Annotated in this window: 24 protein-coding genes, 2 pseudogenes and 1 riboswitch; of the genes and pseudogenes, 16 read left to right on the top strand and 10 right to left on the bottom strand. The window is 72.9% G+C overall.

The features are described from left to right. Window positions 1-155 precede the first annotated feature (155 nt). Window positions 156-1,109: an ROK family glucokinase gene (locus ACFV9M_RS12130; protein WP_385076088.1), complete on the top strand. Its 954-nt coding sequence runs from the start codon at window positions 156-158 to the stop codon at window positions 1,107-1,109. Window positions 1,110-1,197: 88 nt separating this feature from the next. After that, window positions 1,198-1,950, top strand: a complete 753-nt coding sequence (locus ACFV9M_RS12135) for an endonuclease/exonuclease/phosphatase family protein (protein WP_385076090.1) — start codon at window positions 1,198-1,200, stop codon at window positions 1,948-1,950. A gap of 33 nt (window positions 1,951-1,983) precedes the next feature. Here the strand turns inward: ACFV9M_RS12135 and ACFV9M_RS12140 are convergent, their stop codons facing one another. After that, window positions 1,984-2,715, bottom strand: coding sequence for a hypothetical protein (locus ACFV9M_RS12140; protein WP_385076172.1), 732 nt, complete (start codon window positions 2,713-2,715; stop codon window positions 1,984-1,986). Between the two features lie 142 nt (window positions 2,716-2,857). Then, on the bottom strand, window positions 2,858-3,637 hold the full coding sequence (locus ACFV9M_RS12145; protein ID WP_385076093.1) for an alpha/beta hydrolase: 780 nt from the start codon (window positions 3,635-3,637) through the stop codon (window positions 2,858-2,860). 177 nt (window positions 3,638-3,814) lie between these two features. Here ACFV9M_RS12145 and ACFV9M_RS12150 point away from each other — a divergent pair, with 177 nt between their 5' ends. The 6 genes and pseudogenes from ACFV9M_RS12150 to ACFV9M_RS12175 all read left to right on the top strand — a co-directional run bounded on the left by ACFV9M_RS12150 (window position 3,815) and on the right by ACFV9M_RS12175 (window position 8,135). Beyond that, the gene (locus tag ACFV9M_RS12150) at window positions 3,815-4,606 is read left to right on the top strand and encodes a lysophospholipid acyltransferase family protein (RefSeq protein ID WP_385076096.1); all 792 of its coding nucleotides are present in this window, start codon (window positions 3,815-3,817) and stop codon (window positions 4,604-4,606) included. Between the two features lie 33 nt (window positions 4,607-4,639). Further along, complete coding sequence (gene macS, locus ACFV9M_RS12155) at window positions 4,640-5,884, top strand: MacS family sensor histidine kinase (RefSeq protein ID WP_385076098.1); 1,245 nt, start codon at window positions 4,640-4,642, stop codon at window positions 5,882-5,884. After that, window positions 5,881-6,579, top strand: a complete 699-nt coding sequence (locus ACFV9M_RS12160) for a response regulator (RefSeq protein WP_385076101.1) — start codon at window positions 5,881-5,883, stop codon at window positions 6,577-6,579. The genes macS and ACFV9M_RS12160 overlap by 4 nt, the downstream gene beginning before the upstream one ends. Window positions 6,580-6,707: 128 nt before the next feature. Next, a pseudogene (locus ACFV9M_RS12165) lies at window positions 6,708-6,788 on the top strand (6-phosphofructokinase); the annotation flags it as partial. Window positions 6,789-6,790: 2 nt separating this feature from the next. Continuing rightward, window positions 6,791-7,069: pseudogene (locus ACFV9M_RS12170) on the top strand (hypothetical protein); the annotation flags it as partial. Between the two features lie 70 nt (window positions 7,070-7,139). Beyond that, complete coding sequence (locus tag ACFV9M_RS12175) at window positions 7,140-8,135, top strand: 2-hydroxyacid dehydrogenase (protein WP_385076103.1); 996 nt, start codon at window positions 7,140-7,142, stop codon at window positions 8,133-8,135. Here ACFV9M_RS12175 and ACFV9M_RS12180 read toward each other — a convergent pair. Together ACFV9M_RS12180 and ACFV9M_RS12185 are read right to left on the bottom strand one after the other, a co-directional pair. Further along, window positions 8,087-9,967 (bottom strand): anthranilate synthase family protein, encoded by a 1,881-nt coding sequence (locus tag ACFV9M_RS12180; RefSeq protein ID WP_385076106.1) that lies wholly within the window; start codon window positions 9,965-9,967, stop codon window positions 8,087-8,089. The two genes, ACFV9M_RS12175 and ACFV9M_RS12180, sit on opposite strands and share 49 nt — an antisense overlap. A 97-nt stretch (window positions 9,968-10,064) precedes the next feature. After that, a complete protein-coding gene (locus tag ACFV9M_RS12185) occupies window positions 10,065-10,121 on the bottom strand; it encodes a trp operon leader peptide (RefSeq protein WP_078912442.1) in 57 nt (18 codons plus the stop codon). Between the two features lie 107 nt (window positions 10,122-10,228). On the opposite strand from ACFV9M_RS12185, the gene ACFV9M_RS12190 reads away from it, so the two are divergent. Both ACFV9M_RS12190 and ACFV9M_RS12195 read left to right on the top strand, forming a co-directional pair. Continuing rightward, entirely contained in the window at window positions 10,229-11,581 is a 1,353-nt protein-coding gene (locus ACFV9M_RS12190; protein WP_385076109.1) for a class II 3-deoxy-7-phosphoheptulonate synthase, read from the top strand. Window positions 11,582-11,753: 172 nt separating this feature from the next. Next, window positions 11,754-11,978, top strand: a complete 225-nt coding sequence (locus tag ACFV9M_RS12195) for a bacterioferritin-associated ferredoxin (protein ID WP_385076111.1) — start codon at window positions 11,754-11,756, stop codon at window positions 11,976-11,978. Window position 11,979: 1 nt separating this feature from the next. Here ACFV9M_RS12195 and bfr read toward each other — a convergent pair whose 3' ends face one another. Beyond that, window positions 11,980-12,459: a bacterioferritin gene (gene bfr / locus ACFV9M_RS12200; RefSeq protein ID WP_385076113.1), complete on the bottom strand. Its 480-nt coding sequence runs from the start codon at window positions 12,457-12,459 to the stop codon at window positions 11,980-11,982. Window positions 12,460-12,633: 174 nt separating this feature from the next. Here bfr and ACFV9M_RS12205 point away from each other — a divergent pair, with 174 nt between their 5' ends. Then, window positions 12,634-13,266 carry a sulfite oxidase-like oxidoreductase gene (locus ACFV9M_RS12205; protein WP_385076116.1) on the top strand — a complete coding sequence of 211 codons (633 nt, stop codon included), beginning with the start codon at window positions 12,634-12,636 and terminating at the stop codon, window positions 13,264-13,266. 66 nt (window positions 13,267-13,332) lie between these two features. Continuing rightward, window positions 13,333-13,608: a hypothetical protein gene (locus tag ACFV9M_RS12210; protein ID WP_385076119.1), complete on the top strand. Its 276-nt coding sequence runs from the start codon at window positions 13,333-13,335 to the stop codon at window positions 13,606-13,608. Window positions 13,609-13,617: 9 nt separating this feature from the next. On the opposite strand, the gene ACFV9M_RS12215 is transcribed toward ACFV9M_RS12210, so the two are convergent. From ACFV9M_RS12215 to thiO, 5 genes are all read right to left on the bottom strand, one after another. Continuing rightward, entirely contained in the window at window positions 13,618-14,520 is a 903-nt protein-coding gene (locus ACFV9M_RS12215; protein ID WP_385076121.1) for a deoxyribonuclease IV, read from the bottom strand. Window positions 14,521-14,554: 34 nt separating this feature from the next. Next, on the bottom strand, window positions 14,555-16,489 hold the full coding sequence (gene pknB / locus ACFV9M_RS12220) for a Stk1 family PASTA domain-containing Ser/Thr kinase (RefSeq protein ID WP_385076124.1): 1,935 nt from the start codon (window positions 16,487-16,489) through the stop codon (window positions 14,555-14,557). 111 nt (window positions 16,490-16,600) lie between these two features. Then, window positions 16,601-17,395 (bottom strand): thiazole synthase, encoded by a 795-nt coding sequence (locus tag ACFV9M_RS12225; protein ID WP_385076127.1) that lies wholly within the window; start codon window positions 17,393-17,395, stop codon window positions 16,601-16,603. Between the two features lie 3 nt (window positions 17,396-17,398). Continuing rightward, on the bottom strand, window positions 17,399-17,599 hold the full coding sequence (gene thiS / locus ACFV9M_RS12230) for a sulfur carrier protein ThiS (protein ID WP_385076130.1): 201 nt from the start codon (window positions 17,597-17,599) through the stop codon (window positions 17,399-17,401). Continuing rightward, window positions 17,596-18,759, bottom strand: a complete 1,164-nt coding sequence (gene thiO / locus ACFV9M_RS12235) for a glycine oxidase ThiO (protein WP_385076133.1) — start codon at window positions 18,757-18,759, stop codon at window positions 17,596-17,598. The genes thiS and thiO overlap by 4 nt, the downstream gene beginning before the upstream one ends. After that, window positions 18,757-18,868: riboswitch (TPP riboswitch) on the bottom strand. (Overlaps the previous gene by 3 nt.) Window positions 18,869-18,920: 52 nt before the next feature. Here thiO and ACFV9M_RS12240 point away from each other — a divergent pair. The 4 genes from ACFV9M_RS12240 (at window position 18,921) to thiE (ending at window position 22,127) form a co-directional block, all read left to right on the top strand. After that, window positions 18,921-19,325, top strand: coding sequence for a hypothetical protein (locus ACFV9M_RS12240; RefSeq protein WP_385076136.1), 405 nt, complete (start codon window positions 18,921-18,923; stop codon window positions 19,323-19,325). A 32-nt stretch (window positions 19,326-19,357) separates the two neighbouring features. Then, complete coding sequence (locus tag ACFV9M_RS12245) at window positions 19,358-20,599, top strand: NAD(P)/FAD-dependent oxidoreductase (RefSeq protein ID WP_385076138.1); 1,242 nt, start codon at window positions 19,358-19,360, stop codon at window positions 20,597-20,599. 424 nt (window positions 20,600-21,023) lie between these two features. Then, entirely contained in the window at window positions 21,024-21,389 is a 366-nt protein-coding gene (locus ACFV9M_RS12250; RefSeq protein ID WP_385076141.1) for an Rv2175c family DNA-binding protein, read from the top strand. Between the two features lie 90 nt (window positions 21,390-21,479). Continuing rightward, window positions 21,480-22,127 carry a thiamine phosphate synthase gene (gene thiE, locus ACFV9M_RS12255; RefSeq protein WP_385076144.1) on the top strand — a complete coding sequence of 216 codons (648 nt, stop codon included), beginning with the start codon at window positions 21,480-21,482 and terminating at the stop codon, window positions 22,125-22,127. The last annotated feature ends 47 nt before the right edge of the window (window positions 22,128-22,174 follow it).

Here is a 22,174-nt window from a genome sequence, read left to right on the forward strand (position 1 = left end):
GGCCGCGGGGCCCCGGGCCGGCGCTCCCACTGGCTGGGCCCCCCCCCGGGTGGGCTGCCCGCCGGCCGGGCCGGCGGGGGGGGACGGCGGGACCCCGACGGCAGGGCCTCGGGTACGGTTGGCCGTAGCGGGGCTCGACCGGAACTGAGGGATTCATGGGACTCACCATCGGCGTCGACATCGGCGGCACGAAGATCGCGGCCGGCGTGGTCGACGAGGAAGGCAACATCCTCTCGACCTTCAAGGTGCCGACCCCCACCACGCCCGAGGCCATCGTGGACGCCATCGCCTCGGCGGTGGAGGGGGCGCGTGCCGGGCACGACATCGTCGGCGTGGGCATCGGTGCCGCCGGATACGTCAACCGGCAGCGCTCGACGGTCTACTTCGCGCCGAACATCGACTGGCGCAACGAGCCGCTCAAGGAGAAGGTCGAGGCCCGCGTCGGCCTGCCGGTCGTCGTGGAGAACGACGCCAACGCCGCGGCCTGGGGCGAGTACAAGTTCGGCGCCGGCAAGGGCCACCGCAACGTCATCTGCATCACGCTCGGCACCGGCCTCGGCGGCGGCATCATCATCGGCAACAAGCTGCGCCGCGGACACTTCGGCGTGGCCGCCGAGTTCGGCCACATCCGCATGGTCCCGGACGGCCTGCTGTGCGGCTGCGGCTCGCAGGGCTGCTGGGAGCAGTACGCCTCCGGCCGCGCCCTCGTGCGCTACGCCAAGCAGCGTGCCAACGCCACCCCCGAGCGCGCCGAGGTGCTCCTCGGCCTCGGTGACGGCACCCCCGACGGCATCGAGGGCAAGCACATCTCCATGGCCGCCCGCCAGGGCGACCCGGTCGCGGTCGACTCCTACCGCGAGCTGGCCCGCTGGGCCGGCGCCGGCCTCGCCGACCTCGCCTCCCTCTTCGACCCGTCCGCCTTCATCGTCGGCGGCGGCCTCTCCGACGAGGGCGACCTGGTGCTCGACCCGATCCGCAAGTCCTACAAGCGCTGGCTGGTCGGGGGCAACTGGCGCCCGGTCGCCGACGTGATCGCCGCCCAGCTCGGCAACAAGGCGGGCCTGGTGGGCGCGGCCGACCTGGCCCGCGAACCCGACCCGATCATGTAACGGTCACCACTCGAGGCACCGGCGGCCCCGTACCCCGCGAGGGGTGCGGGGCTGCCGGCCTTCACGGCACACCACTTATCGTGACGGTATGGTGACGCCCCCGCTCGACAGCTCCCGCACCGAAGCCGACGGCTCCGCCGTCCTCCGCGTCCTCAGCTACAACATCCGCTCGATGCGCGACGACACCGCCGCCCTCGCCCGCGTGATCGCCGCCTGCGCCCCCGACCTGGTCCTCCTCCAGGAAGCCCCGCGCTTCTTCCGCTGGCGCAAGAAGCTCGCCCGGCTGGCGGCCGCGTCCGGGCAGGTGATCCTCACCGGCGGTGGCACGGCCGCCGGACCGGCCGTCCTGTGCTCGCTGCGGGCGACCGTCGAGCGCGCCGAGGACGTGCTCCTGCCCCTGACCCCCGGACAGCACCGGCGCGGTCTGGCCACCGCCGTCGTCCGCTTCGGGGACGCCCGGCTGGGCGTCCTCAGCTGTCATCTCGGCCTGCACCGGGCCGAGCGGTACGAGCAGGCCGGGACGGTGCTCGACCGGCTCGCCGGGATGGGCGTGGAGCACGCGGTCGCGGGCGGCGATCTCAACGAGGGCCCGGACGGCCGTGCCTTCGCCCGCCTCACCGCCGGCCTCCAGGACTGCCGGGCCGTGGTCCCCTGGGGCGGTGACCCCACCTTCCCGTCCACCGGCCCCGACCGCCGTATCGACGCGATCTTCGCGACCAAGGGGGTGGAGGTACGGGGCTGCGGGGTGCCCACCGGACACCCGGGGGTCACGGACGCCGACCTGAGGGCGGCCACGGACCACCTTCCGGTGCTGGCCGCCCTCAGGGTGCCGAGCGTCTAGGCAGGTGCGTCGTCCGGGACGCCGGGCGGCCGGTCAGACCACCGCTCCGCGTCCCGGATCGCCGTCGTCCTCGTCGTCCGTCCGCATCCGCGCCACCAGCGTGGCGAAGCCGCCGAGGAAGCCGCCGATGCCGACCGTCGCCAGCCACCAGGTCATCTCCCAGCCGAGCAGCACCGACAGCAGGAGCAGGAGCGGGCCGCCGATCACCCCGAGCCAGGCGAACCGGGCGGTCGTGTCGGCGACGGGCAGCGGCGGCGGCTCGGGCGGGACGAAGTGACCCTCGTCGTCCTCGTCGAAGTCGGCCCCGGACGGCTTGCCCGGCGTGTAGTCGCGAGGGCCGACGCCGGGCGCGAAGGCGACCGAACTGCCCAGCGGTTTCGCGGGCTTGGTCTCGTCACCGGTCTCGTCACCGGAACCGGACTCGTCCCCGGGACCGGGGGCGGAACCAGAACCGGAAGCGGAACCAGAACCGGAAGCGGAACCAGAACCGGAAGCGGCGTGGGAACCGGTGCCGGGCCCTGAACCTGACCCGGTGCCGGAGTCGGAGCCCGAACCGGCGTCCGGACCGGCGTCCGGACCGGCGCCGGAAACCGGACCGTCGGCGGTGCCGGCGACGGCGGGACCGGAGCCGTCGCCGTTCGGCTCCGCCTCCAGCAGCGCCAGGTCCTCGACCGACTTGAACGGCTTGGCGCCCGGCGGATCCGCGGGCTCCTCGCCGTACCCCGCGACGATCGCCGCCCACGCGGCCTCCTCGTCGAAGGGCACGCTCTGCTCCTCCGGCTCGCGGCCGCGGCCGCCCGCGCGATCGTCGCGGTGCCCGCGGCCGTCGCGGTCCTCCCGCCTCTCGCGGTCCTCCCGCCTCTCGCGGTCCTCGCGGTCCTCGCGGTCCTCGCGCTCGGAGTCGTGCTCAGCCACCTGCCGTCGTCCCTTCCTTGCCGACACTGGGTGCGAGCCGGCCGATGAACGCGAGACTCTCCTCGGCGATCCGGTCCGCGTCGTGGTCCAACGTCGCCACGTGGTAGCTCTGTTCCAGCAGCACCTCGGTCACGTCCGTCGACGACACCCGGCTCAGGATCCGCGCCGGGTCGGCGGCCGGTACGACATGGTCGCGCGCACTGCGCAGGAGCAGCAGCGGCTGGGTGACCTGCGGCAGCTCCTTGTCGACCAGCCGCAGGAAGATCCGCAGGGAGTGCGCCGCGTGCAGCGGCACCCGGTCGTAGCCGATCTCCTCGACGCCCTCCTTCGCGATGTCGCTCGTGATCCCCTTCGTCGTCCGCACCAGGTGGCGGGCGACGGGGAGGGCGTACGCGGACAGGCCGTGCACCTTGTTCGCCGGGTTGACGAGGACGACTCCGGCGACTCCGTCGCCGTGCTGCGCGGCGAGCCGCAGGGCCAGGGCGCCGCCCATCGACAGGCCGGCCACGAACACCCGGGCGCAGCGGTCGCGCAGGACGCGCAGCTCGCGGTCCAGTTCCGCGTACCAGTCGGGCCAGCCGGTGACGGCCATGTCCTCCCAGCGGGTGCCGTGCCCCGGCAGCAGGGGCAGGGCGACGGTCAGACCGTGCCCGGCGAGGTGCCGCGCCCAGGGGCGCAGCGACTGGGGGGAACCGGTGAAGCCGTGGCAGAGGAGGACTCCGACCTCTCCGCCTTCATGGCGGTACGGCTCGGCTCCAGGAAGGACCGGCACCTTCGGTCTCCCGTCTCGTCAGGTGGTCGGGTGGTCGGGTGGTCCGCGCGGCAAGGGCGTGTGCTTCACCGTACGCGACCGCACTGACACCGACCAGGGTCGTCGGGACCATTGACGCCACGCCGGGTTAAGGTCTGTTCGACACATACAGGAGGCACTCGGTTGTTGTACGGCGCGATGAAGGTTTCCATCGGGGGGCCACTGAAGATGATCTTCAGGCCCTGGGTGGAAGGCCTGGAGAACGTTCCCGCCGAGGGCCCCGCGATCCTGGCGAGCAACCACCTGTCCTTCTCGGACTCGTTCTTCCTGCCCGCGGTCCTGGACCGCAAGGTCACGTTCATCGCCAAGGCCGAGTACTTCACCACGCCCGGTGTGAAGGGCCGGCTGACGGCGGCCTTCTTCAAGGGCGTCGGTCAGCTCCCGGTGGACCGCTCCGGTGCGCGCGGCGCGGGCGAGGCGGCGATCAGGAGCGGCATAGAGGTCCTGGAGAGCGGTGAGCTGTTCGGGATCTACCCGGAGGGCACCCGCTCGCCCGACGGCCGCCTCTACCGGGGCAAGCCCGGCGGCCTCGCGCGCGTGGCGCTGGCCACCGGCGCGCCGGTGATCCCCGTCGCCATGATCGACACCGAGAAGATCCAGCCGCCCGGCCAGGTGATGCCGAAGGTGATGCGGCCCGGCATCCGTATCGGCAGGCCGCTGGACTTCAGCCGCTACCACGGCATGGACCACGACCGCTTCGTGCTCCGCGCGCTGACCGACGAGGTCATGTACGAGATCATGAAGCTCTCCGGCCAGGAGTACGTCGACATGTACGCGACCGCCGCCAAGCGGCAGATCGCGGAGGCGGCGAAGGCCGAGAAGGAGGCCGGGAAGGCCGGCCGGGAAGCCGAGAAGGCCGCCAGGGCCGCGCTCGCCCAGGCGGAGAAGGACCAGGCGAAGAAGGAGAAGTCCGAGAGGTCCGAGCCCTAGACACGGCAGTCTGGGGACAGGGGGGTGGGGGACGTGCCGAAGCGCGAGAGAGTCATGAGGATGTCGGTCGAGCTGCCGCTGTGGCGTGCGCTCACCGCCTACCGGGTCCTGACGATGCTGTACGCGGTCGGCCTCTTCGTCACCGCCTACGACCGGTTCGTCCGCCCCGGCCTCGCCATCGGCTACTACGTCGTCCTGTGCGGCTGGACCCTCGCCACCCTGCCCCGCGTGCAGAACGCGGCCGCCTGCACCAAGCGGTTCCTCGCCGTCGACCTCACCGTCGCGCTCACCGGCATCCTGCTGACCCCGCTCGCCGACACCCACGAGCGGATCGTCGCGGGCGGACCGACCCTGCCGTCGATATGGACCGCCGGCTCGGTCCTCGCGTTCGCCGTCAAGGGCGGCTGGCGCTGGGCGGCGTTCGCCTCCACCGCCGTCGCCGTCGCCAACCTCCTGGAGCGCGGCGCCCCCGCCCGCGACACCGTCCACAACGTGATCCTCGTCTGGGTCGCCGCCATCGCCATCGGCTACGTCGTCGAGGTGGCCCGCGCCTCCGAGCGCACCCTCGCCCGCGCCCTGGAGATCGAGGCCGCGACCCGGGAACGGGAGCGGCTCGCCCGCGACATCCACGACAGCGTCCTTCAGGTGCTGGCCATGGTGCAGCGGCGGGGCGCGGTCATCGGCGGTGAGGCGGCCGAACTGGGCAGGATGGCCGGCGAGCAGGAGGTCGCGCTGCGCACCCTGGTCTCCGGCGGGCTCGTGCCCCTGTCCCGGGCGCCGGAGGACGCGGCCGGGGCCGAGGAGAGCGTCGTACGCACGGTGGAGGTCCCCCAGGACGCCGGGGACGGCGACGGGCCCGTGGACCTGCGGGCGCTGCTCGCCCCCTTCGCCGCCGCCCGGGTCAACCTCGCCGAGCCGGGCGCCCCGGTGCCGCTGCCGCCCGCCGCCGCCCGGGAGCTGGCCGCGGCCGTCGGGGCCGCGCTGGACAACGTGCGCCGGCACGCGGGGGAGGACGCCCGGGCCTGGATCCTGGTCGAGGACGAGCCCGACGCGGTGATCGTCACCGTACGGGACGACGGGCCGGGCATTCCGGAGGGGCGGCTCGCGCAGGCCGAGGGCGAGGGACGGCTCGGGGTCGCCCAGTCGATCCGGGGCCGGCTGCGGGACCTCGGCGGCAGCGCCGAGCTGGTCTCGACACCGGGACAGGGCACGGAGGTCGAACTGACCGTGCCGAAGAAGGACTTGCAGGACGCACGGGGGAAGGCGGGCACACGATGAGCGCGGAACAGGGCGGCGGCGCGGGAGCGCACGGCCAGGTCAAGGTCATGGTGGTCGACGACCACCCCATGTGGCGCGACGCCGTCGCCCGGGACCTCGCCGAGTCCGGGTTCGAGGTGGTGGCCACCGCCGGCGACGGCGAGCAGGCCGTGCGCCGCGCCCGCGCCACCACGCCGGACGTGCTCGTGCTGGACCTGAACCTGCCGGTGAAACCGGGTGTGCAGGTCTGCAAGGAGGTCATCGGCGCGAACCCCGCCCTGCGCGTCCTCGTCCTCTCCGCCAGCGGCGAGCACGCCGACGTGCTGGAGGCGGTGAAGTCCGGCGCGACCGGCTACCTGCTGAAGTCGGCGTCCACGGAGGACCTGCTGGACGCGGTGCGCCGTACGGCCGTCGGCGACCCGGTGTTCACCCCCGGCCTCGCGGGCCTGGTCCTCGGCGAGTACCGCCGCCTCGCCTCCGAGCCCGCCCCCGCCACCGGCGCCGACGAGCCGAACGCGCCCCGGCTGACCGACCGCGAGACGGAGGTGCTGCGCCTGGTCGCCAAGGGACTGAGCTACAAGCAGATCGCCGAACGCCTCGTCATCTCCCACCGCACGGTGCAGAACCACGTGCAGAACACCCTCGGCAAGCTCCAGCTGCACAACCGCGTCGAACTGGTCCGGTACGCGATAGAGCGCGGCCTCGACGACGACTGACCCCGTCGGCGCCGTGCGCCGACACCCCGTTCCGTCACCGGAATTGTGCCGCCCCGGGCATATCGGTGTGAGCTGGATCACTACTACCGTGATTCCTCGTCAGGCAACCGCGGCGAAGGGACACGTCCATGCGCGTCGGAGTACTGACCGGAGGCGGCGACTGCCCCGGCCTCAACGCCGTCATCAGAGCCGTCGTCCGCAAGGGGGTGCGGGCAAGGAGGCCCGCACGACGGTGCTGGGCCACGTACGGCGCGGCGGGACGCCGAGCGCCTTCGACCGCTGGCTCGCCACCCTCCCCCACTGCCCGAACGACGTGGGGGCACCCCATCGGCCTGCACGCGCCGTCGACGCCGTCCACGAGCGCGACTTCGGCACGATGGTGGTCCTGCGCGGCACGGACATCGTCCGCGTGCCGCTCGCGCAGGCGACGGCCCGGCTGAAGACGGTGGACCCGAAGCTGTACGCGGAGGTGGGGGTGTTCTTCGGCTGAAGCCCCGGGCGCGGGTCCTATATTCGGCCCGTCAGCCAACGGAACGCAGGCCTACGGAACGGGAGCGGCCATGGAGATCCTCGCCTTCGGCGTCCAGGCGGACGAGAAGCCCCTCATCGAGCAGGCCTTCATCGCCCCCCACGAGATCCGCTGCCTGGACGTGTTCCTCACCGAGGACACCGCCCCCATCGCCGCCGGCCACGAGGTGATCTCCACCAGCGTCAACGCCGACCTCGGCGCGCCCGTCCTCCGAGCCCTCGCGGCCGGCGGCACCCGGATGATCGCCCAGCGCTCCACCGGCTTCAACAACATCGACCTCGACGTCGCCGAACGGCTCGGCATGACCGTCGCCCGGGTCTCGTCCTACTCGCCGTACTCCGTCGCCGAGTTCGCGTGGACCCTGGCCATGGCGGTCAACCGCCGCGTCGTACGGGCCTCCACCCGCACCCGCGACTTCGACTTCCGCCTCGACGGCCTGATGGGCCGCGACCTGCACGGCCGCACGGCCGGCGTGCTCGGCACGGGCAAGATCGGCGAGGCCTTCACCCGGATCGCCCACGGCTTCGGCATGCGCCTGCTGGGCTGGGACGTCGCGGAGAACCCCGCCTGCATGGAGCTCGGCATGCGGTACGTCACCAAGGAGCGGCTCCTCGCCGAGTCCGACGTGGTCAGCCTGCACGTCCCTCTGATGGCGGAGACCTGGCACCTCATCGACGCCGCCGCCCTGAAGGCGATGAAGGCCGACGCCATCCTGGTCAACTCCAGCCGCGGCGGGCTGATCGACACCGCGGCCCTCGTCGCGGAGCTGCGCGAGGGCCGCTTCACCGGCGTCGGCCTGGACGTCTACGAGGCGGAGGCGGGCCTGTTCTTCCTCGACAAGTCCCTGGAGGCCATCTCGGACGACACCCTGGCCCGCCTGGTCACCTTCCCGAACGTCCTGGTCACCTCCCACCAGGCGTACTACACCGCGGACGCCGTCGGCGAGATCGTCGACGCCACGGTGCGCAACGTCCTGGACTACAGCGCGGGCCGCCGCTCGGAGAACGTGCTGGTACCGCGGAACTGACCCACCAGCTCCCGGACGACGGCCGCCCCGTTCAGCGTGAGCACCGACTCCGGATGGAACTGCACACCGGCGAAGCCCGGCCCGCGCAGGGCGTGCACCTCCCCGTTCGCGGCCCGGCTCACCTCCACCCGGTGCGCCGCCAGCTCCGCCACGGCGTCGTCGTCGCACCGCGCCACGAAGCTGTTGTAGAAGCCGACCGTCTCCGGCCGCCCGAACAGGTCGATCTCCGTCTGCGCCCCCTGGTACGGCACCTCCTTGCGGACGATGTCCAGCCCCAGCTCCGCCGCGATCAGCTCGTGCCCGAGGCACACGCCGAGCACGCCGTGCCGGTGCTCCCGGACCACCTGCGCGGTCAGGTCCCGCAGGAAGGCCATCTTGGGGTCGCCCAGGTCGGAGGGGTCACCAGGACCGGGGCCCAGGACGAGCGGCCCCTCGTGCGCGAGCACCGCCTCCCGCAGCCCCGGCTCGTCGTACCGCCGTACCGACACCTCCAGCCCGCCCGACCGCAGCACGTGCGCCAGCATCGCGGTGAAGGTGTCCTCGCCGTCGACCACGAGGGCGTGCCCGTCCAATTCGGCGGTCCGCTCCTGCATCCGCAGCCAGAACGGCGCCAGCGCGGCCCGCCGCCCGTCCAGCGCGGCCCGCACCCGCGGGTCGTCGGCGAGCCGCTGCCGCGCGGCCTCCGTGCGCGGCCGCCGCGGCCGCACCCCCAGCGCGGCCAGCACCCCCGCCGCCTTGGCGTGCGTCTCGGCGACCTCGCCCGCCGGGTCCGAGCCGCGCACCAGCGTGGCCCCGACCGGCACCCGCAGCCGCCCGGCCGCGTCGATGTCGGCGGTCCGGATGAGGATGGGCGAGTCCAGTGTCTGGGCGCCGCCCGAGTCCCGGCCGATCAGCGCCAGCGCACCCGCGTAGTAGCCGCGCCCGCCGGTCTCGTACCGCTCGATCACCCGGCAGGCGTTCTGCACGGGCGAGCCGGTGACGGTCGCCGCGAACATGGTCTCGCGCAGCACGTCCCGCACGTCCAGCGAGGACTTTCCGCGCAGCTCGTACTCGGTGTGCGCGAGATGCGCCATCTCCTTCAGCCGCGGCCCGACCACCACCCCGCCCATGTCGCCGACCGTGCACATCATCTTGAGCTCCTCGTCGACGACCATCGACAGCTCCTCGATCTCCTTGCCGTCGGCGAGGAACCGCAGGAGGTGCCCGGGGGTCGGGCCCTCGTCCGGGTAGCGGTACGTTCCGCTGATCGGGTTCATCACGACCGTCCCGCCGGTCAGGCGCACATGCACCTCGGGGCTCGCGCCGACCAGGGTGCGTTCCCCGGTGTGCACCACGAACGTCCAGTACGCCCCCCGCTCGCCCTCCAGCAGCCGCCGGAACAGCGCGAGCGCGTCCGCCCGGGAGAAGCCGGCGATCTCCCCCTCGTACGTCCGCCGGATGACGAAGTTGGCCCCCTCGCCCCGCCCGATCTCGTCCCGCAGCACCCGGCCGACGATCTCGGCGTACTCCTCGTCGCCGACGTCGAAGCCGCCGCCCGCGACCCGGACCTCGTGTGCGGGGAGCTGCGTCAGGGCCTCGGCGAGCGGGATCCCGTACCGCTCCTCGGGGACCAGGACGGTGAGCGGGGTGCCGTCGTCCCGGACGTCGAAGCCGCGCTCGCGGATCTGCCGGAAGGGGACCAGGGCGAGGCCCTCGCCGGGCAGGTCGGCGAGGCGGTCGTGGTCGGCGACCGGGCCGATGAGCAGGTCGACGGTGTTCTCGTCGTGGCCCGGCGTGCGCCGGCGCAGCAGGGCGAACGGGCGGGGATCGTCCAGCAGGTCGAGCAGGTGCATGGGTTCCGTGTCCTTCTCGCTGGGAGGAACGGCCCGTGCCCGGAAACACCGAAGGCCGCCCCTCGGGCGGCCTTCGCGAAGTCGTGCGTACGCGCAGTCAGTGGGCCGCCGGATGAGCGGTCCACCACCAGTTCTGGGTCGAAAGCGCGAACATGCGACGCACCCTACCCCACGCGCCCCGCGGCCACAGGTGAGCGCGGGCCCGTCTCACCTGTCGAGCCGGGCCTAAACCACTGGACACGACCCCGTAATGTTGAGGACGTGACCGTGAACGCTAAGACCAGCGCGAGCGCTGGCAACACCTGGCGAAACCTGCCCGCGGCGCAGCAGCCCGAGTACCCCGACGCCGAGGCTCTGCGCGCAGTGATCGCGGACCTCGAGTCGTATCCGCCGCTCGTCTTCGCGGGCGAGTGCGACCAGCTGCGCGCCCGGATGGCGGCCGTCGCCAAGGGCGAGGCGTTCCTCCTCCAGGGCGGCGACTGCGCCGAGGCCTTCGACGCGGTGTCCGCCGACCACATCCGCAACAAGCTCAAGACGCTGCTCCAGATGGGCGCCGTGCTCACGTACGCCGCGTCCGTGCCGGTGGTGAAGGTCGGCCGGATCGCCGGCCAGTACTCCAAGCCGCGCTCCAAGCCGACCGAGACCCGCGACGGCGTGACGCTGCCGACCTACCGGGGCGACTCCGTCAACGGCTTCGACTTCACCGAAGCGGCCCGCGTCCCGGACCCCGAGCGGCTGAAGCGGATGTACCACACGTCAGCGTCCACGCTGAACCTGGTGCGCGCCTTCACCACCGGCGGCTACGCCGACCTGCGCCAGGTCCACGCGTGGAACCAGGACTTCGTGAAGTCGTCCCCCTCCGGCCAGCGCTACGAGCAGCTCGCCCGCGAGATCGACAACGCGCTGAACTTCATGCACGCCTGCGGGACTGACCCGGAGGAGTTCAAGACGGTCGAGTTCTACTCCTCGCACGAGGCGCTGCTGCTCGACTACGAGTCGGCGCTCACCCGCGTCGACTCGCGCACGGGACAGCTGTACGACGTCTCCGCGCACATGGTGTGGATCGGTGAGCGCACACGTCAGCTGGACCACGCGCACATCGAGTTCGCCTCGAAGATCCGCAACCCGATCGGCATCAAGCTCGGCCCGACGACCGCGGCCGAGGAGGCGCTGCAGTACATCGAGCGCCTCGACCCGGACCGCGAGCCGGGCCGGCTGACCTTCATCGTGCGCATGGGCGCCGACAAGGTCCGCGACAAGCTGCCCGAGCTGGTGGAGAAGGTCACGGCGTCGGGCGCGACCGTCGCCTGGGTGACCGACCCGATGCACGGCAACACCTTCGAGGCGGCCTCCGGGCACAAGACCCGCCGCTTCGACGACGTGCTGGACGAGGTCAAGGGCTTCTTCGAGGTCCACAAGGCCCTCGGCACCCACCCGGGCGGTATCCACGTCGAGCTGACCGGTGACGACGTCACCGAGTGCGTGGGCGGCGGCGACGAGATCTTCGTCGACGACCTGCACCAGCGCTACGAGACGGCGTGCGACCCCCGGCTGAACCGCAGCCAGTCGCTCGACCTGGCGTTCCTCGTCGCGGAGATGTACAGGGACCAGTAGCGGTTCGCCTGTTACAGGAGCGTGCACTGGGGCGCGGATCACATACGATCCGCGCCCCACAGCACTTTTACGCCACCTGAGGCCCGGGTAAGGTTAGGTTAGCCTCACCGATCAACGGGTTCTCGCCACATCGGTTCGGCACCAGTCATGTTCCCGGCGGGAGGTGAACCGCGTGTACGTCTGTAGCTGCTTCGGTGTGACCGAAGCGCAGGTCAAGCAGCACGCGGAGAAGGGCGCCTGCACGCCCCGGCAGATCGCCTCCGCCTGCAAGGCAGGCACGGACTGCGGGTCCTGTGTACGTCGGATTCAGGCCATACTCGGCCGCGGCGCGTGCCCGCGCCGTGAGCTCGCGGACCAGGGCAAGCCGGTCCTGACCGAACTCGACGAAGCAGCCTGACTCAGCTCTCCGGCTGCTCGATCAGCTGCGCGATGTACAGCGCCTCGCCGAGCTTCTCCAGCAGGTCCAGCTGGGTGTCGAGGTAGTCGATGTGGTGCTCCTCGTCCGCGAGGATCGACTCGAAGATGTTGGCGGACGTGATGTCGCCCTTCTCGCGCATCACCTTGATCCCGCGCCGGAGGCGGTCGATGGCCTCGACCTCGACCTGCCGGTCGGCCTCGAACATCTCCTTGACGGTCTGGCCCACACGGACGTGGAACAGACGCTGGTAGTTCGGCAGACCCTCCAGGAAGAGGATCCGGTCGGTGAGCACCTCCGCGTGCTTCATCTCGTCGAACGACTCGTGCCGCGTGTACTTCGCGAGCTTCGTCCAGCCGAAGTTCTCCTGCATCTTGGCGTGGAGGAAGTACTGGTTGATCGCGGTGAGCTCGCCGGTGAGCTGCTCGTTGAGGAACTCGATGACCTCGGGGTCGCCCTGCATCGCAGAGGCTCCTTCCACGTGGGGATTCGGGAGGTTGCCGCCGCATGATTTCACCGGTGCGCAAGATCGTCCAGTAAGTGCGCACTTAGTAAGTAAGTGCATGCTTAGTAGGAGTTGCCCGTTCCAGGCCAGGGTCGGTCCTCCCCATCGCTCCCGGTCTGTCAGGATGGAGTCATGGGTCATCCGGTGGAGCGAGAACCAGGAGAAGCAGCAGCGTCCGAGCTTCCGCCGGGACAGCGACTCCAGCGGGGCTGGCCCGTCACACACTACGGACCGGTACCCAGATTCCGGCCCGAACGCTGGGAGTTCAGGGTCTTCGGCGCCACCGCCGACGGCGACAAGCGCTGCTGGACCCACGAGGAGTTCACGGCCCTGCCGCACACCACGGTCGTGGCCGATCTGCACTGCGTGACGAAGTTCAGCATGCTCGGCGCCGAGTGGGGCGGGATCCCCGCCCGGACGGTCCTGGACATCGCGCCCCCCGCGGACGACGTCACCCATGTGATGGTGTGGGCGGAGTACGGGTTCAGCTCCAACCTGCGCCTGTCGGACTTCGCCTCCGACCGCACCCTCTTCGCCACCCACAAGGACGGCGAACTGCTCACCGCCGAGCACGGCTTCCCGCTCCGCCTGATCGTCCCCCACCTGTACGCCTGGAAAGGGCCGAAGTGGGTCCGCGGTGTCGAGTACATGACGGCCGACCGCCGTGGCTTCTGGGAGGAGCGCGGCTACCACAACATCGGCGACCCCTGGCGGGAGCAGCGCTACTCGTACCAGGAGGAGCCGGGGGACGGTCCGGAACTCTGACCTGCGGGTCCTGTGTGCCGCCAAGCTCGGTTGCCGGTCACTCCGACAACCGCGCAGGGAGCCTCGGTGGCAGTCTTCAACGTGATCTTCTCGGAGGCCGCGGCGCGCGTCCGTGACGGCCTTCCGGTCGAACGCCGTGAGCTGCTCCAGCGTGGTCTGGCCATACTGTCGACGGACCCCCGCACCAAGATCTCGTCACCCATCTCCGGTGACGAGAACACCCGGTCCCTGGCGCTGACCCACAGCCTGGCCATCGAGTACGTCATCAGCGACGGGCTGCTGATCGTGCTCGTGGTGCACCTCGTGGACACGTCCCACGTGCTGTTCGAGAACGAGGACTGACTCCCCGCCTCAGCCGTCCCGCAGCTTCTTCAGCCGTTCCACGTCCGCCGCGTGTCCCTCCTGCCCGCCGGGGGTCTCGATGACCAGCGGGACGCCGGCGGTCGCCGGGTGGGTCATCAGGGCGCGGAACGGGTCCTCGCCGATGTGCCCGGCGCCGATGTTCGCGTGCCGGTCCTTGTGGGCGCCGACGACGTCCTTGGAGTCGTTGGCGTGGATCAGCTTCAGCCGGCCCTCGCCCACGGTGTCCACCAGCAGGTCGAGGGTCCCGTGCATCCCGGACGGCCCGGTCAGGTCGTGACCGGCCGCGAAGACATGGCAGGTGTCCAGGCACACGCCCAGCTTCGGATGGGCGTCCAGCGCCTCGAAGTACGGCCCGAAGTCCCAGGTCCGCGAGCAGAGCGAGGCGCCCTGGCCGGCGGTCGACTCCAGCAGCAGGAACGGGTCGTCGTCGTGGGTCAGCTCGTCCAGCAGCGGCAGCAGGCGCTCACGGACCTGCCGCAGCGCCACGGACCGCTCCCGCCCGCCCGTCGCGCTCCCGGTGTGCACGACCACGCCCAGCGCGCCGATCTCCCGGCCGCGGCGCAACGAGTGCCGCAGCGACTCCACCGACTTCTCGACCGTGGCCTCGGTGTGCGAACCGAAGTTGATCAGATACGGCGCGTGCACGTACGCCGGGATCGAGTCCGCCGCGCACGCTTCCCGGAACGCCTCGTCCTGCCGGGGGTTGCCGGCCGGGGTGGCCCAGCCGCGCGGGTTCGCCACGAAGACCTGGACCGTCTCCGCCTTGAGCTCCCGGGCGTACGACAGCCCCACGGAGTGCAGTCCGCCGGCCACCGGGACATGGCCGCCGACGGGGTTGCGGGACGGGAAGGGGGAGGCGGGGGCGGCGGCGCGGCACTGCTGACTTGTCACCCGTTCAGGGTGTCATGCCCCGGGGACCGCCCGGTCACCGGATGGTGATCGTGATCGTCGACCCCTTGGGCGCCATGTCGCCGGCCTCCACGGACTGGCTCTTGACGGTGTCGCCGAACAGTCCGAGCAGCCCGCGGTCCTCCTCGACCTCGAAGCCGGACTCCTCCAGCAGCTTCGTCGCGTCGTCGACGCTCGCGCCCACCACGTCCGGGACCTCGACCGTCTCCGGGCCCTTGGACAGGGTCAGCGTCACGGTGTCGCCCTCGGCGAGCTGCCGGTCGGCACCCGGCGACTGGGCGGCGACCCGGCCCTTGTCGTACTCCGAGTTGATCCTCCCGGTGGAGACCTTCACCTTCAGACCGGCCTCCTCCAGCTCGGCCCTGGCGTCGGCCAGGTCGTCGCCGGTGACGTCCGGCACGTCGACCGGGCTGCCCTTGCTGACGACGAGGGAGACCGCGGTGCCCGCCCGCCGCTCCGTGCCCGCCTCGGGGTCGCTGCTGATCACGGCCCCCTTGGCGACGTCCTCGCTGAACGCCTGCGTGACCAGGCCCGGCTCCAGGCCGTCCTCCTTCAGCTGCGCCTTGGCCTTGGCCAGCCGGGTGCCCTTGAGATACGGCACCTTCACGGTCTCGGGGCCGTCGGAGACGACGAGGGCCACGGCGTCGTTCTTGCGGATGCGGGAGCCCGGCTCCGGGTCGGTGGTGATGACCGCGCCGCGCTCGACCGTGTCGCTGTAGCGGTGCTCGATCGTGCCGACCTCCAGCCCGGCCGCCTCCAGCCGCTCCTCGGCGCGCGCCTGCGTCTGCGTCAGCACCGCCGGGACCTTGGTGAACTGCCCCGAGTTGATGTACCAGACGCCCGCGCCGACGCCGAGCACCAGCAGGACGCCGGTGAGGATCGCGACCAGCCCGCGGCGGGGCGGTCCGGAGCGGCGCCGCGGCGGCGGGGGAGGCTCCGCCGCGAACCGGGAGGTCCGGTGGACGTCGTCCTCGAGGGCCCGCGCGTCCTCGTCGACCGGCAGCGGCCGGGGCACGGTCGGCGAGCGGGGGATCACGCTCGTACGGTGCTCGGCGTTGTCGTGCTCCGCGGAGCGGGCCTGCGGCGGCAGCGCGTCCAACTGCTCCTCGCCGAGCGCGCCGCGCGCCCGGCGCACCTGCGCGAGCAGCGCCACGGCGTCGTGCGGCCGGACGGCCGGGGTGCGGGCGGTGGCCGAGGCGACCAGTTCGTCCAGCTCGTACGGCAGCCCCGGCACGGCGGCCGAGGGCGGGGGCACGTCCTCGTGGAGGTGCTTGTACAGGATGATCGCGGGGGAGTCCCCCTCGTGCGGCTTCCCGCCGGTGAGCATCTCGTGGAGCACGACCCCGCACGCGTACACGTCCGCGCGCGCGTCGGTGGTGCCCTGCTCGATCTGCTCGGGCGCGAGGTAGGAGACCGTGCCGAGGACGGCGCCGGTGGTGCTGGTCACGGAGTCCACGGACCGGACGAGCCCGAAGTCGGCGACCTTGACCCGTCCGTCGTCCCCGATCAGCACGTTCTCGGGCTTCATGTCCCGGTGCACGAACCCGGCCCGGTGCGCGGCGCCGAGCGCGGCGAGCACCGGCTCCAGGATGTCCAGCGCGGCCCGCGGCGGCAGCGCCCCGCGCTCGCGCAGCACGTCCCGCAGGGTGCAGCCGGCGACGTACTCCATGGCGAGGTAGACGTACGACCCGTCGGCCCCCTGGTCGAACACCTGAACGACGTTCGGGTGGGCCAGCCGGGCGACGGACTTCGCCTCCCGGATGAAGCGCTCGACGAAGGAGGCGTCGGCGGCGAGCGACGGATGCATCACCTTGAGCGCGAGAACGCGGTCCAGGCGGGTGTCCACGGCCCGGTAGACCGTGGCCATCCCGCCGACCGCGATCCGCGCGTCCACGCGATAACGCCCGTCGAGCAGCTGCCCGACGAGAGGGTCCTGAAGGGTCGTGTCCACGGACGCGAGTGTACGAGCCCCCACGGACACCTCCCCCTTTCCGTCCGCCGTCGGAGCACGACTGGAGCGGAGCTGTGACGCACCCCACCGCGGGGGAGCCCGTGGCCGCGGTCAGAACGCGGGACGCTCGGGATCCAGCACCGCCAGGCCCTCCGCCGGGGACGACGCCTCGGCGAAGTGGCGCCGGGGGATCCGGCCCGCCAGCCGGGCCAGCCGCCCCGCCTCGACACCGGCCCGCATCGCGTGCGCCATCAGCTCGGGGTCCTGCGCCCGCGTCACCGCCGACGCCAGCATCACCCCCGCGCACCCCAGCTCCATCGCCAGCGCCGCGTCCGAGGCCGTGCCGGCCCCCGCGTCCAGGATCACCGGCACGCGCGCGTGCTCGACGATCAGCTGGAAGTTGTGCGGGTTGCGGATGCCCAGCCCCGAGCCGATCGGCGAGCCGAGCGGCATGACCGCCGCGCACCCCACGTCCTCCAGCTTCCGCGCCAGCACCGGGTCGTCGTTGGTGTACGGCAGCACCGTGAACCCGTCGTCGACCAGCGTCTCGGCCGCGTCGAGCAGCTCGACCGGGTCCGGCAGCAGCGTCCGCTCGTCGGCGATGACCTCCAGCTTGACCAGGTCGGTGCCGAGCGCCTCGCGCGCCAGCCGGGCCGTCAGCACCGCCTCCCCGGCCGTGAAGCAGCCGGCCGTGTTCGGCAGCACCCGGATCCCGAGCCGCTCCAGCACCGACAGCACGGATCCGTGCACCGAGGGGTCCACCCGCCGCATCGCGACGGTCGTCAGCTCGGTCCCGGAGGCGACCAGCGCGCGCTCCAGCACCTCCAGGCTGGGCGCCCCGCCCGTGCCCATGATCAGGCGGGACGAGAAGGCCGTCCCGCCGAGGACGAAGGGATCGTCGGCCATGGTTCAGCCTCCCTGGACGGCCGTGAGGACTTCCACGCGGTCTCCCTCGGAGAGGGCGGTGGCGGACCACCGCCCGCGCGGGACGACGGTTTCGTTGAGCGCGGCGGCCACCCCGGAGGGCGCCGCCGTCAGGGACCGTACGACGGCGTCGAGGGCGGTGCCGGCCGCGACCTCCCGCCGCTCACCGTTGACGGAGATGTTCATGCGGGCTGCTCCGAGAGTGCGGCGGCGCCGAAGCGCCGGGGGGTGAAGGGACGGGCCTCGTCGGAAAGCTCCCCGGTGGCCAGAGCATGCGCCATCGCGTCGCCGGTCACCGGCGTCAGCAGCACGCCGTTGCGGTAGTGCCCGGTGGCCAGCAGCAGGCCGTCCAGCTCGGTCGGCCCGAGCAGCGGCGCGTTGTCCGGCGACCCGGGGCGCAGACCCGCGCGCGTCTCCGTCAGCGGCAGCTCGGTGATCCCGGGGACCAGCTCGTGCGCGTCCCGCAGCAGCTGGTACACGCCCCCGGCCGTCACCGTCGTGTCCCAGCCCAGTTCCTCACTGGTCGCGCCGACGACCAGCTCGCCGTTCTCCCGCGGCACCAGGTACACCTGGCTGCCGCGCACCACGGCCCGCACCGTCCGGCTCAGGAACGGCGCGTACGCCCGCGGCACGGTCAGCCGCAGCACCTCCCCCTTCACCGGCCGCACCGGCGGCAGCACCTCGTCCGGCACCCCCGCGAGCCGCCCGCTGAGGCTGCCGGCCGCGAGTACCACCTGTCCCGCGCCCAGCGCGTCCCCCGCGCGCGTGAGGACGCCGGCGGCCCGGCCGGCCACCACGGACAGCCGCTCCGCCCACGTCCGGTGGAAGACCACCCCGGCCCGCTCGCACGCGGCCACCAGCGCTCCCGCCAGCCGCCGCGGATCGATCTGGTGGTCGCCGTCCACCCGCAGCCCGCCGCGCACCCCCGGCGCGAGCATCGGCTCCAGCCGCCGGCACTCCCGCCCGGTCAGCCACTCCGACTCCAGCCCCGTCCGCCGTTGCAGGGCGTGCAGCTCCCGCAGGTGGGCGCGGTCGTCGGCGTCGAGGGCGACCGCGAGCGTGCCGCAGCGGCGGTAGCCGAGGTCGTGACCGGTCAGGTCGCTCAGCTCGGCCGCGAAGTCGGGGTAGCGGCGGGCCGAGGCGAGGTTGAGGCCGAGCAGCGTCTGCTCGCCGTAGTGCAGCTCCGTGACGGCGGCCAGCATCCCGGCCGCCACCTGCGCGGCCCCGCCGCCGGGTTCCGGGTCGACCACCGCCGTGGCGAACCCGCGCTGCGCGGCCCGCCACGCCGTGACCAGCCCGATGATGCCGCCCCCGACGACGAGGACGTCTGACGTACGTGAGGACATGGGCGTCCAGCCCCTCCCTTCGCCGGCATGACCCGGATCAGGTTCGTACGGTCGGAGGCCGCCAGCCTCCCTCTCAGCCCGGTGCGTCCGGGCTCCCGCGAGTGCTCTACGGTGGCCACCCTAGCCCGACGCCGGACGACTCAGTAAGGGAGCCTCCGCCCGTGACCCGCCCGCCCGTCTCCCCCCGCTCCCGCGCGACGGAGGGCCCCGCCCCGCGCCACCGGTCCCTCGACGGTCTCGTCCTCGCCCCCGTCGCCGACCAGGCCCCCGGGCAGGTCGGCACCCGCACCCGGTTCACGTACCACGAGACGGACGGCGAGATCTGGGCCGAGTACGCGGGCGGCGACGTCGTGCGCGGGCATCTGGTGGGTACGCGGGAGGGAGACCGGCTCGACTTCCGCTACGTCCAGCTCAAGCGGGACGGCGCGACCTCGTCGGGACACTGCGTGGCGACGGTCGTGGAGCTGCCCGACGGCCGGGTCCGGCTCGAGGAGACGTGGCAGTGGGAGTCCCAGCCGGGCAGCGGCACGAGCGTTGTGGAGCAGGTCACGGAGCACGGCCACTGACTGACAGATCGTCAGTTGTCTATGGTGATCAGGTGAGCGAGCGGACGCGGGACCAAGACAGGGCATCGGCGCGGCGCGTGGTCGTCGTCGGCGCGGGCATGGCCGGGGTGCAGACCGCGGTCGCGCTGCGCGAACAGGGCTTCACCGGCACGGTGAGCCTGATCGGCGCGGAGCCCCACCAGCCCTACGACCGGCCACCGCTGTCCAAGGCCGTCCTGCTCGGCAAGGCGGAGGGCTCCGCGCTCGACGTCGACTTCGAGGGCCTCGGCATCGAGCTGCGGCTGGGCAGCGAGGCCCTCGGCGTGCGCGTCGCCGACCACGAGCTGGACACCGAGGCCGGGCCCGTCCCGTACGACGTCCTGGTGCTCGCCACCGGCGCGGAACCGATCCGGCTCCCCGGCGCCGAGGGCGTGCCCGGCGTCCACCTGCTGCGCACCCTGGACGACGCCGAACGGCTCCGGCCCGTGCTCGCCCGGCAGCACGACGTCGTGGTCGTCGGCGCCGGCTGGATCGGCGCGGAGTTCGCCACGGCGGCCCGGGAGGCGGGCTGCGCCGTCACCGTCGTCGAGGCCGCCGAGCGTCCGCTGGCCGGCGCCCTGCCCGCCGAGGTCGCCGCCCCGATGACCGCCTGGTACGCCGACAGCGGCACCGCGCTGCGCACCCACGCGCGCGTGGAGCGCGTCGAGCCCGGCGCCGTCGTCCTCGACGACGGCACGCGGCTGCCCGCCGGCGCCGTCGTGGTCGGCATCGGCGCCCGCCCCGCCACGGCCTGGCTGGCCGGCTCGGGCATCGCCCTCGGCGCCGACGGCGAGGTCGCGGCCGACACCCGGCTGCGCACCTCCGCGCCGGACGTGTACGCGGTCGGCGACTGCGCCTCCTTCCCGTCGGCGCGGTACGGCGAGCGGCTCCTCGTCCACCACTGGGACAACGCCCTCCAGGGCCCGCGCACGGTGGCGGCGAACATCCTCGCCGAGGCCACCGGCGAGCCGCCGGCCGTCTACGACCCGGTCCCGTACTTCTGGTCCGAGCAGTTCGGCCGCTTCGTCCAGTACGCCGGCCACCACACCGGCGCCGACACCACCCTGTGGCGCGGCGACCCGTCCGGGCCGGCCTGGACGGTCTGCTGGCTGCGCGAGGACCGCCTGGTCGCCCTCCTGGCGGTGGGCCGCCCCCGCGACCTGGCCCAGGGGCGCCGGCTGATCGAGGCGGGCACACCGATGGACCCGCGGCTGCTCCGGGACCCGGCGCGCCCCTTGAAGGCGGCCACCGCCTGACGCGGGCGGGCGGGCCGCGCGAAGCGGACGCGCGGCGCGGCTTCGGGGCGGGCGCGGCGGCGGGTTCGGCGCGTGAATGGTGAGGGGTTCGCGGTCCGCGTGGTGGCGGGTTCGGCGCGGGAACGGTGAGGGGTTCGCGGTCCGCGTGGTGGCGGGTTCGACGCGTGAATGGTGAGGGGTTCGCGGTCCGCGTGGTGGCGGGTTCGGCGCGGGAACGGTGAGGGGTTCGCGGTCCGCGCGGCGGCAGTTCCGGCGTGGGAAGGGTGAGGAATTCGAGGTCCGCGCGGCGGGGGGTCCGACGCGGGAACGGCGGCGGGTCCGGGGCGGGCGCGGCGGGCGGTCCCGATGCGAACGGCTCGCCGACCGGCCGTGCCGGGGCGGACCCGGCTTCCGACTGTCAGTGGCAGATGGCAGGCTTGTTCCCGTGACCGAGATTGACGCAAAGATCGATGCTCTCGTCCCCGCCTGGCTCACCGTGCCCGACATCGCCGAACAGCTCGGCGTCGAGGTGACGCGCGTCCGGCAGCTGGTCAAGGAGGGCCAGCTGATCGCCGTACGCCGTGGTGAGAACCGCGCGCTGCACGTGCCCGCCGCCTTCATCGACGGGGACAAGGTGGTCAAGGGCCTGTCCGGGACCCTGACGCTGCTGCGGGACGACGGCTTCACGGACGAAGAGATGATCGAATGGCTCTTCACCCCCGACGCCAGCCTGCCCGGCACCCCGGCCCAGGCCCTGAGCGAGAATCGCGGCACGGAGGTGAAGCGCCGCGCCCAGGCGCTCGCCGTCTGAACCACAGAACCGAACAACCGCCCGGTGTACGACGGCGGCCGTGACCGACGCCGCCGCGGTCGTACACCACCGCCCCGGGGGGACCCACGCATGCCCGACACCGCCCGCGCCGGCCTCGCCGACGCCCGCCTCTACCTCTGCACGGACGCCCGTCGGCGCCAGGGCGACCTCCCGGAGTTCCTGGACGCCGTCCTCGCGGGCGGCGTCGACATCGTGCAGCTGCGCGACAAGGGCCTGGAGGCGGCAGAGGAGCTGGAGCACCTGGCGGTGTTCGCCGACGCCTGCGCCCGGCACGGCAAGCTGCTGGCGGTCAACGACCGCGCGGACGTCGCCCATGCCGCCGGCTCCGACGTCCTCCACCTCGGCCAGGGAGACCTGCCGGTCCCCGCGGCCCGCGCCCTCCTCGGCGACGACGTCCTCATAGGCCGCTCCACGCACACGGAGGCGGAGGCGGCCGCCGCGGCCGTCCAGGAGGGCGTGGACTACTTCTGCACCGGCCCCTGCTGGCCCACGCCCACCAAGCCCGGCCGCCCCGCACCGGGCCTCGGCCTGGTCCGGTACACGGCGTCCCTCGGCACCGACCGCCCCTGGTTCGCCATCGGCGGCATCGACCTCACCACCCTCGACGAGGTGCTGGAGGCGGGGGCCCGCCGGGTCGTCGTCGTGCGGGCGATCACGGAGGCGGACGATCCCGGGGCCGCGGCGACGGAGTTCGCCAAGCGGCTGAGCGGGGCCTGAGCCTTCCGCGGCACGCTCCGGCGCGCACCGGCCGGCGTCGGTGTCGC

The organism is Streptomyces sp. NPDC059895 (assembly GCF_042731035.1).
Lineage (GTDB): Bacteria > Actinomycetota > Actinomycetes > Streptomycetales > Streptomycetaceae > Streptomyces.

Coding starts and splice junctions, on each gene's coding strand:
- ACFV9M_RS12175 (WP_385076103.1), top strand. CDS start 7,140: ATGGAGATCCTCGCCTTCGGCGTCCAGGCGGACGAGAAGCCCCTCATC.
- ACFV9M_RS12130 (WP_385076088.1), top strand. CDS start 156: ATGGGACTCACCATCGGCGTCGACATCGGCGGCACGAAGATCGCGGCC.
- bfr (WP_385076113.1), bottom strand. CDS start 12,459: ATGCAGGGCGACCCCGAGGTCATCGAGTTCCTCAACGAGCAGCTCACC.
- ACFV9M_RS12150 (WP_385076096.1), top strand. CDS start 3,815: ATGAAGGTTTCCATCGGGGGGCCACTGAAGATGATCTTCAGGCCCTGG.
- ACFV9M_RS12160 (WP_385076101.1), top strand. CDS start 5,881: ATGAGCGCGGAACAGGGCGGCGGCGCGGGAGCGCACGGCCAGGTCAAG.
- thiS (WP_385076130.1), bottom strand. CDS start 17,599: ATGAACATCTCCGTCAACGGTGAGCGGCGGGAGGTCGCGGCCGGCACC.
- ACFV9M_RS12180 (WP_385076106.1), bottom strand. CDS start 9,967: ATGCACCTGCTCGACCTGCTGGACGATCCCCGCCCGTTCGCCCTGCTG.
- thiO (WP_385076133.1), bottom strand. CDS start 18,759: ATGTCCTCACGTACGTCAGACGTCCTCGTCGTCGGGGGCGGCATCATC.
- thiE (WP_385076144.1), top strand. CDS start 21,480: ATGCCCGACACCGCCCGCGCCGGCCTCGCCGACGCCCGCCTCTACCTC.
- ACFV9M_RS12225 (WP_385076127.1), bottom strand. CDS start 17,395: ATGGCCGACGATCCCTTCGTCCTCGGCGGGACGGCCTTCTCGTCCCGC.
- ACFV9M_RS12135 (WP_385076090.1), top strand. CDS start 1,198: ATGGTGACGCCCCCGCTCGACAGCTCCCGCACCGAAGCCGACGGCTCC.
- ACFV9M_RS12205 (WP_385076116.1), top strand. CDS start 12,634: ATGGGTCATCCGGTGGAGCGAGAACCAGGAGAAGCAGCAGCGTCCGAG.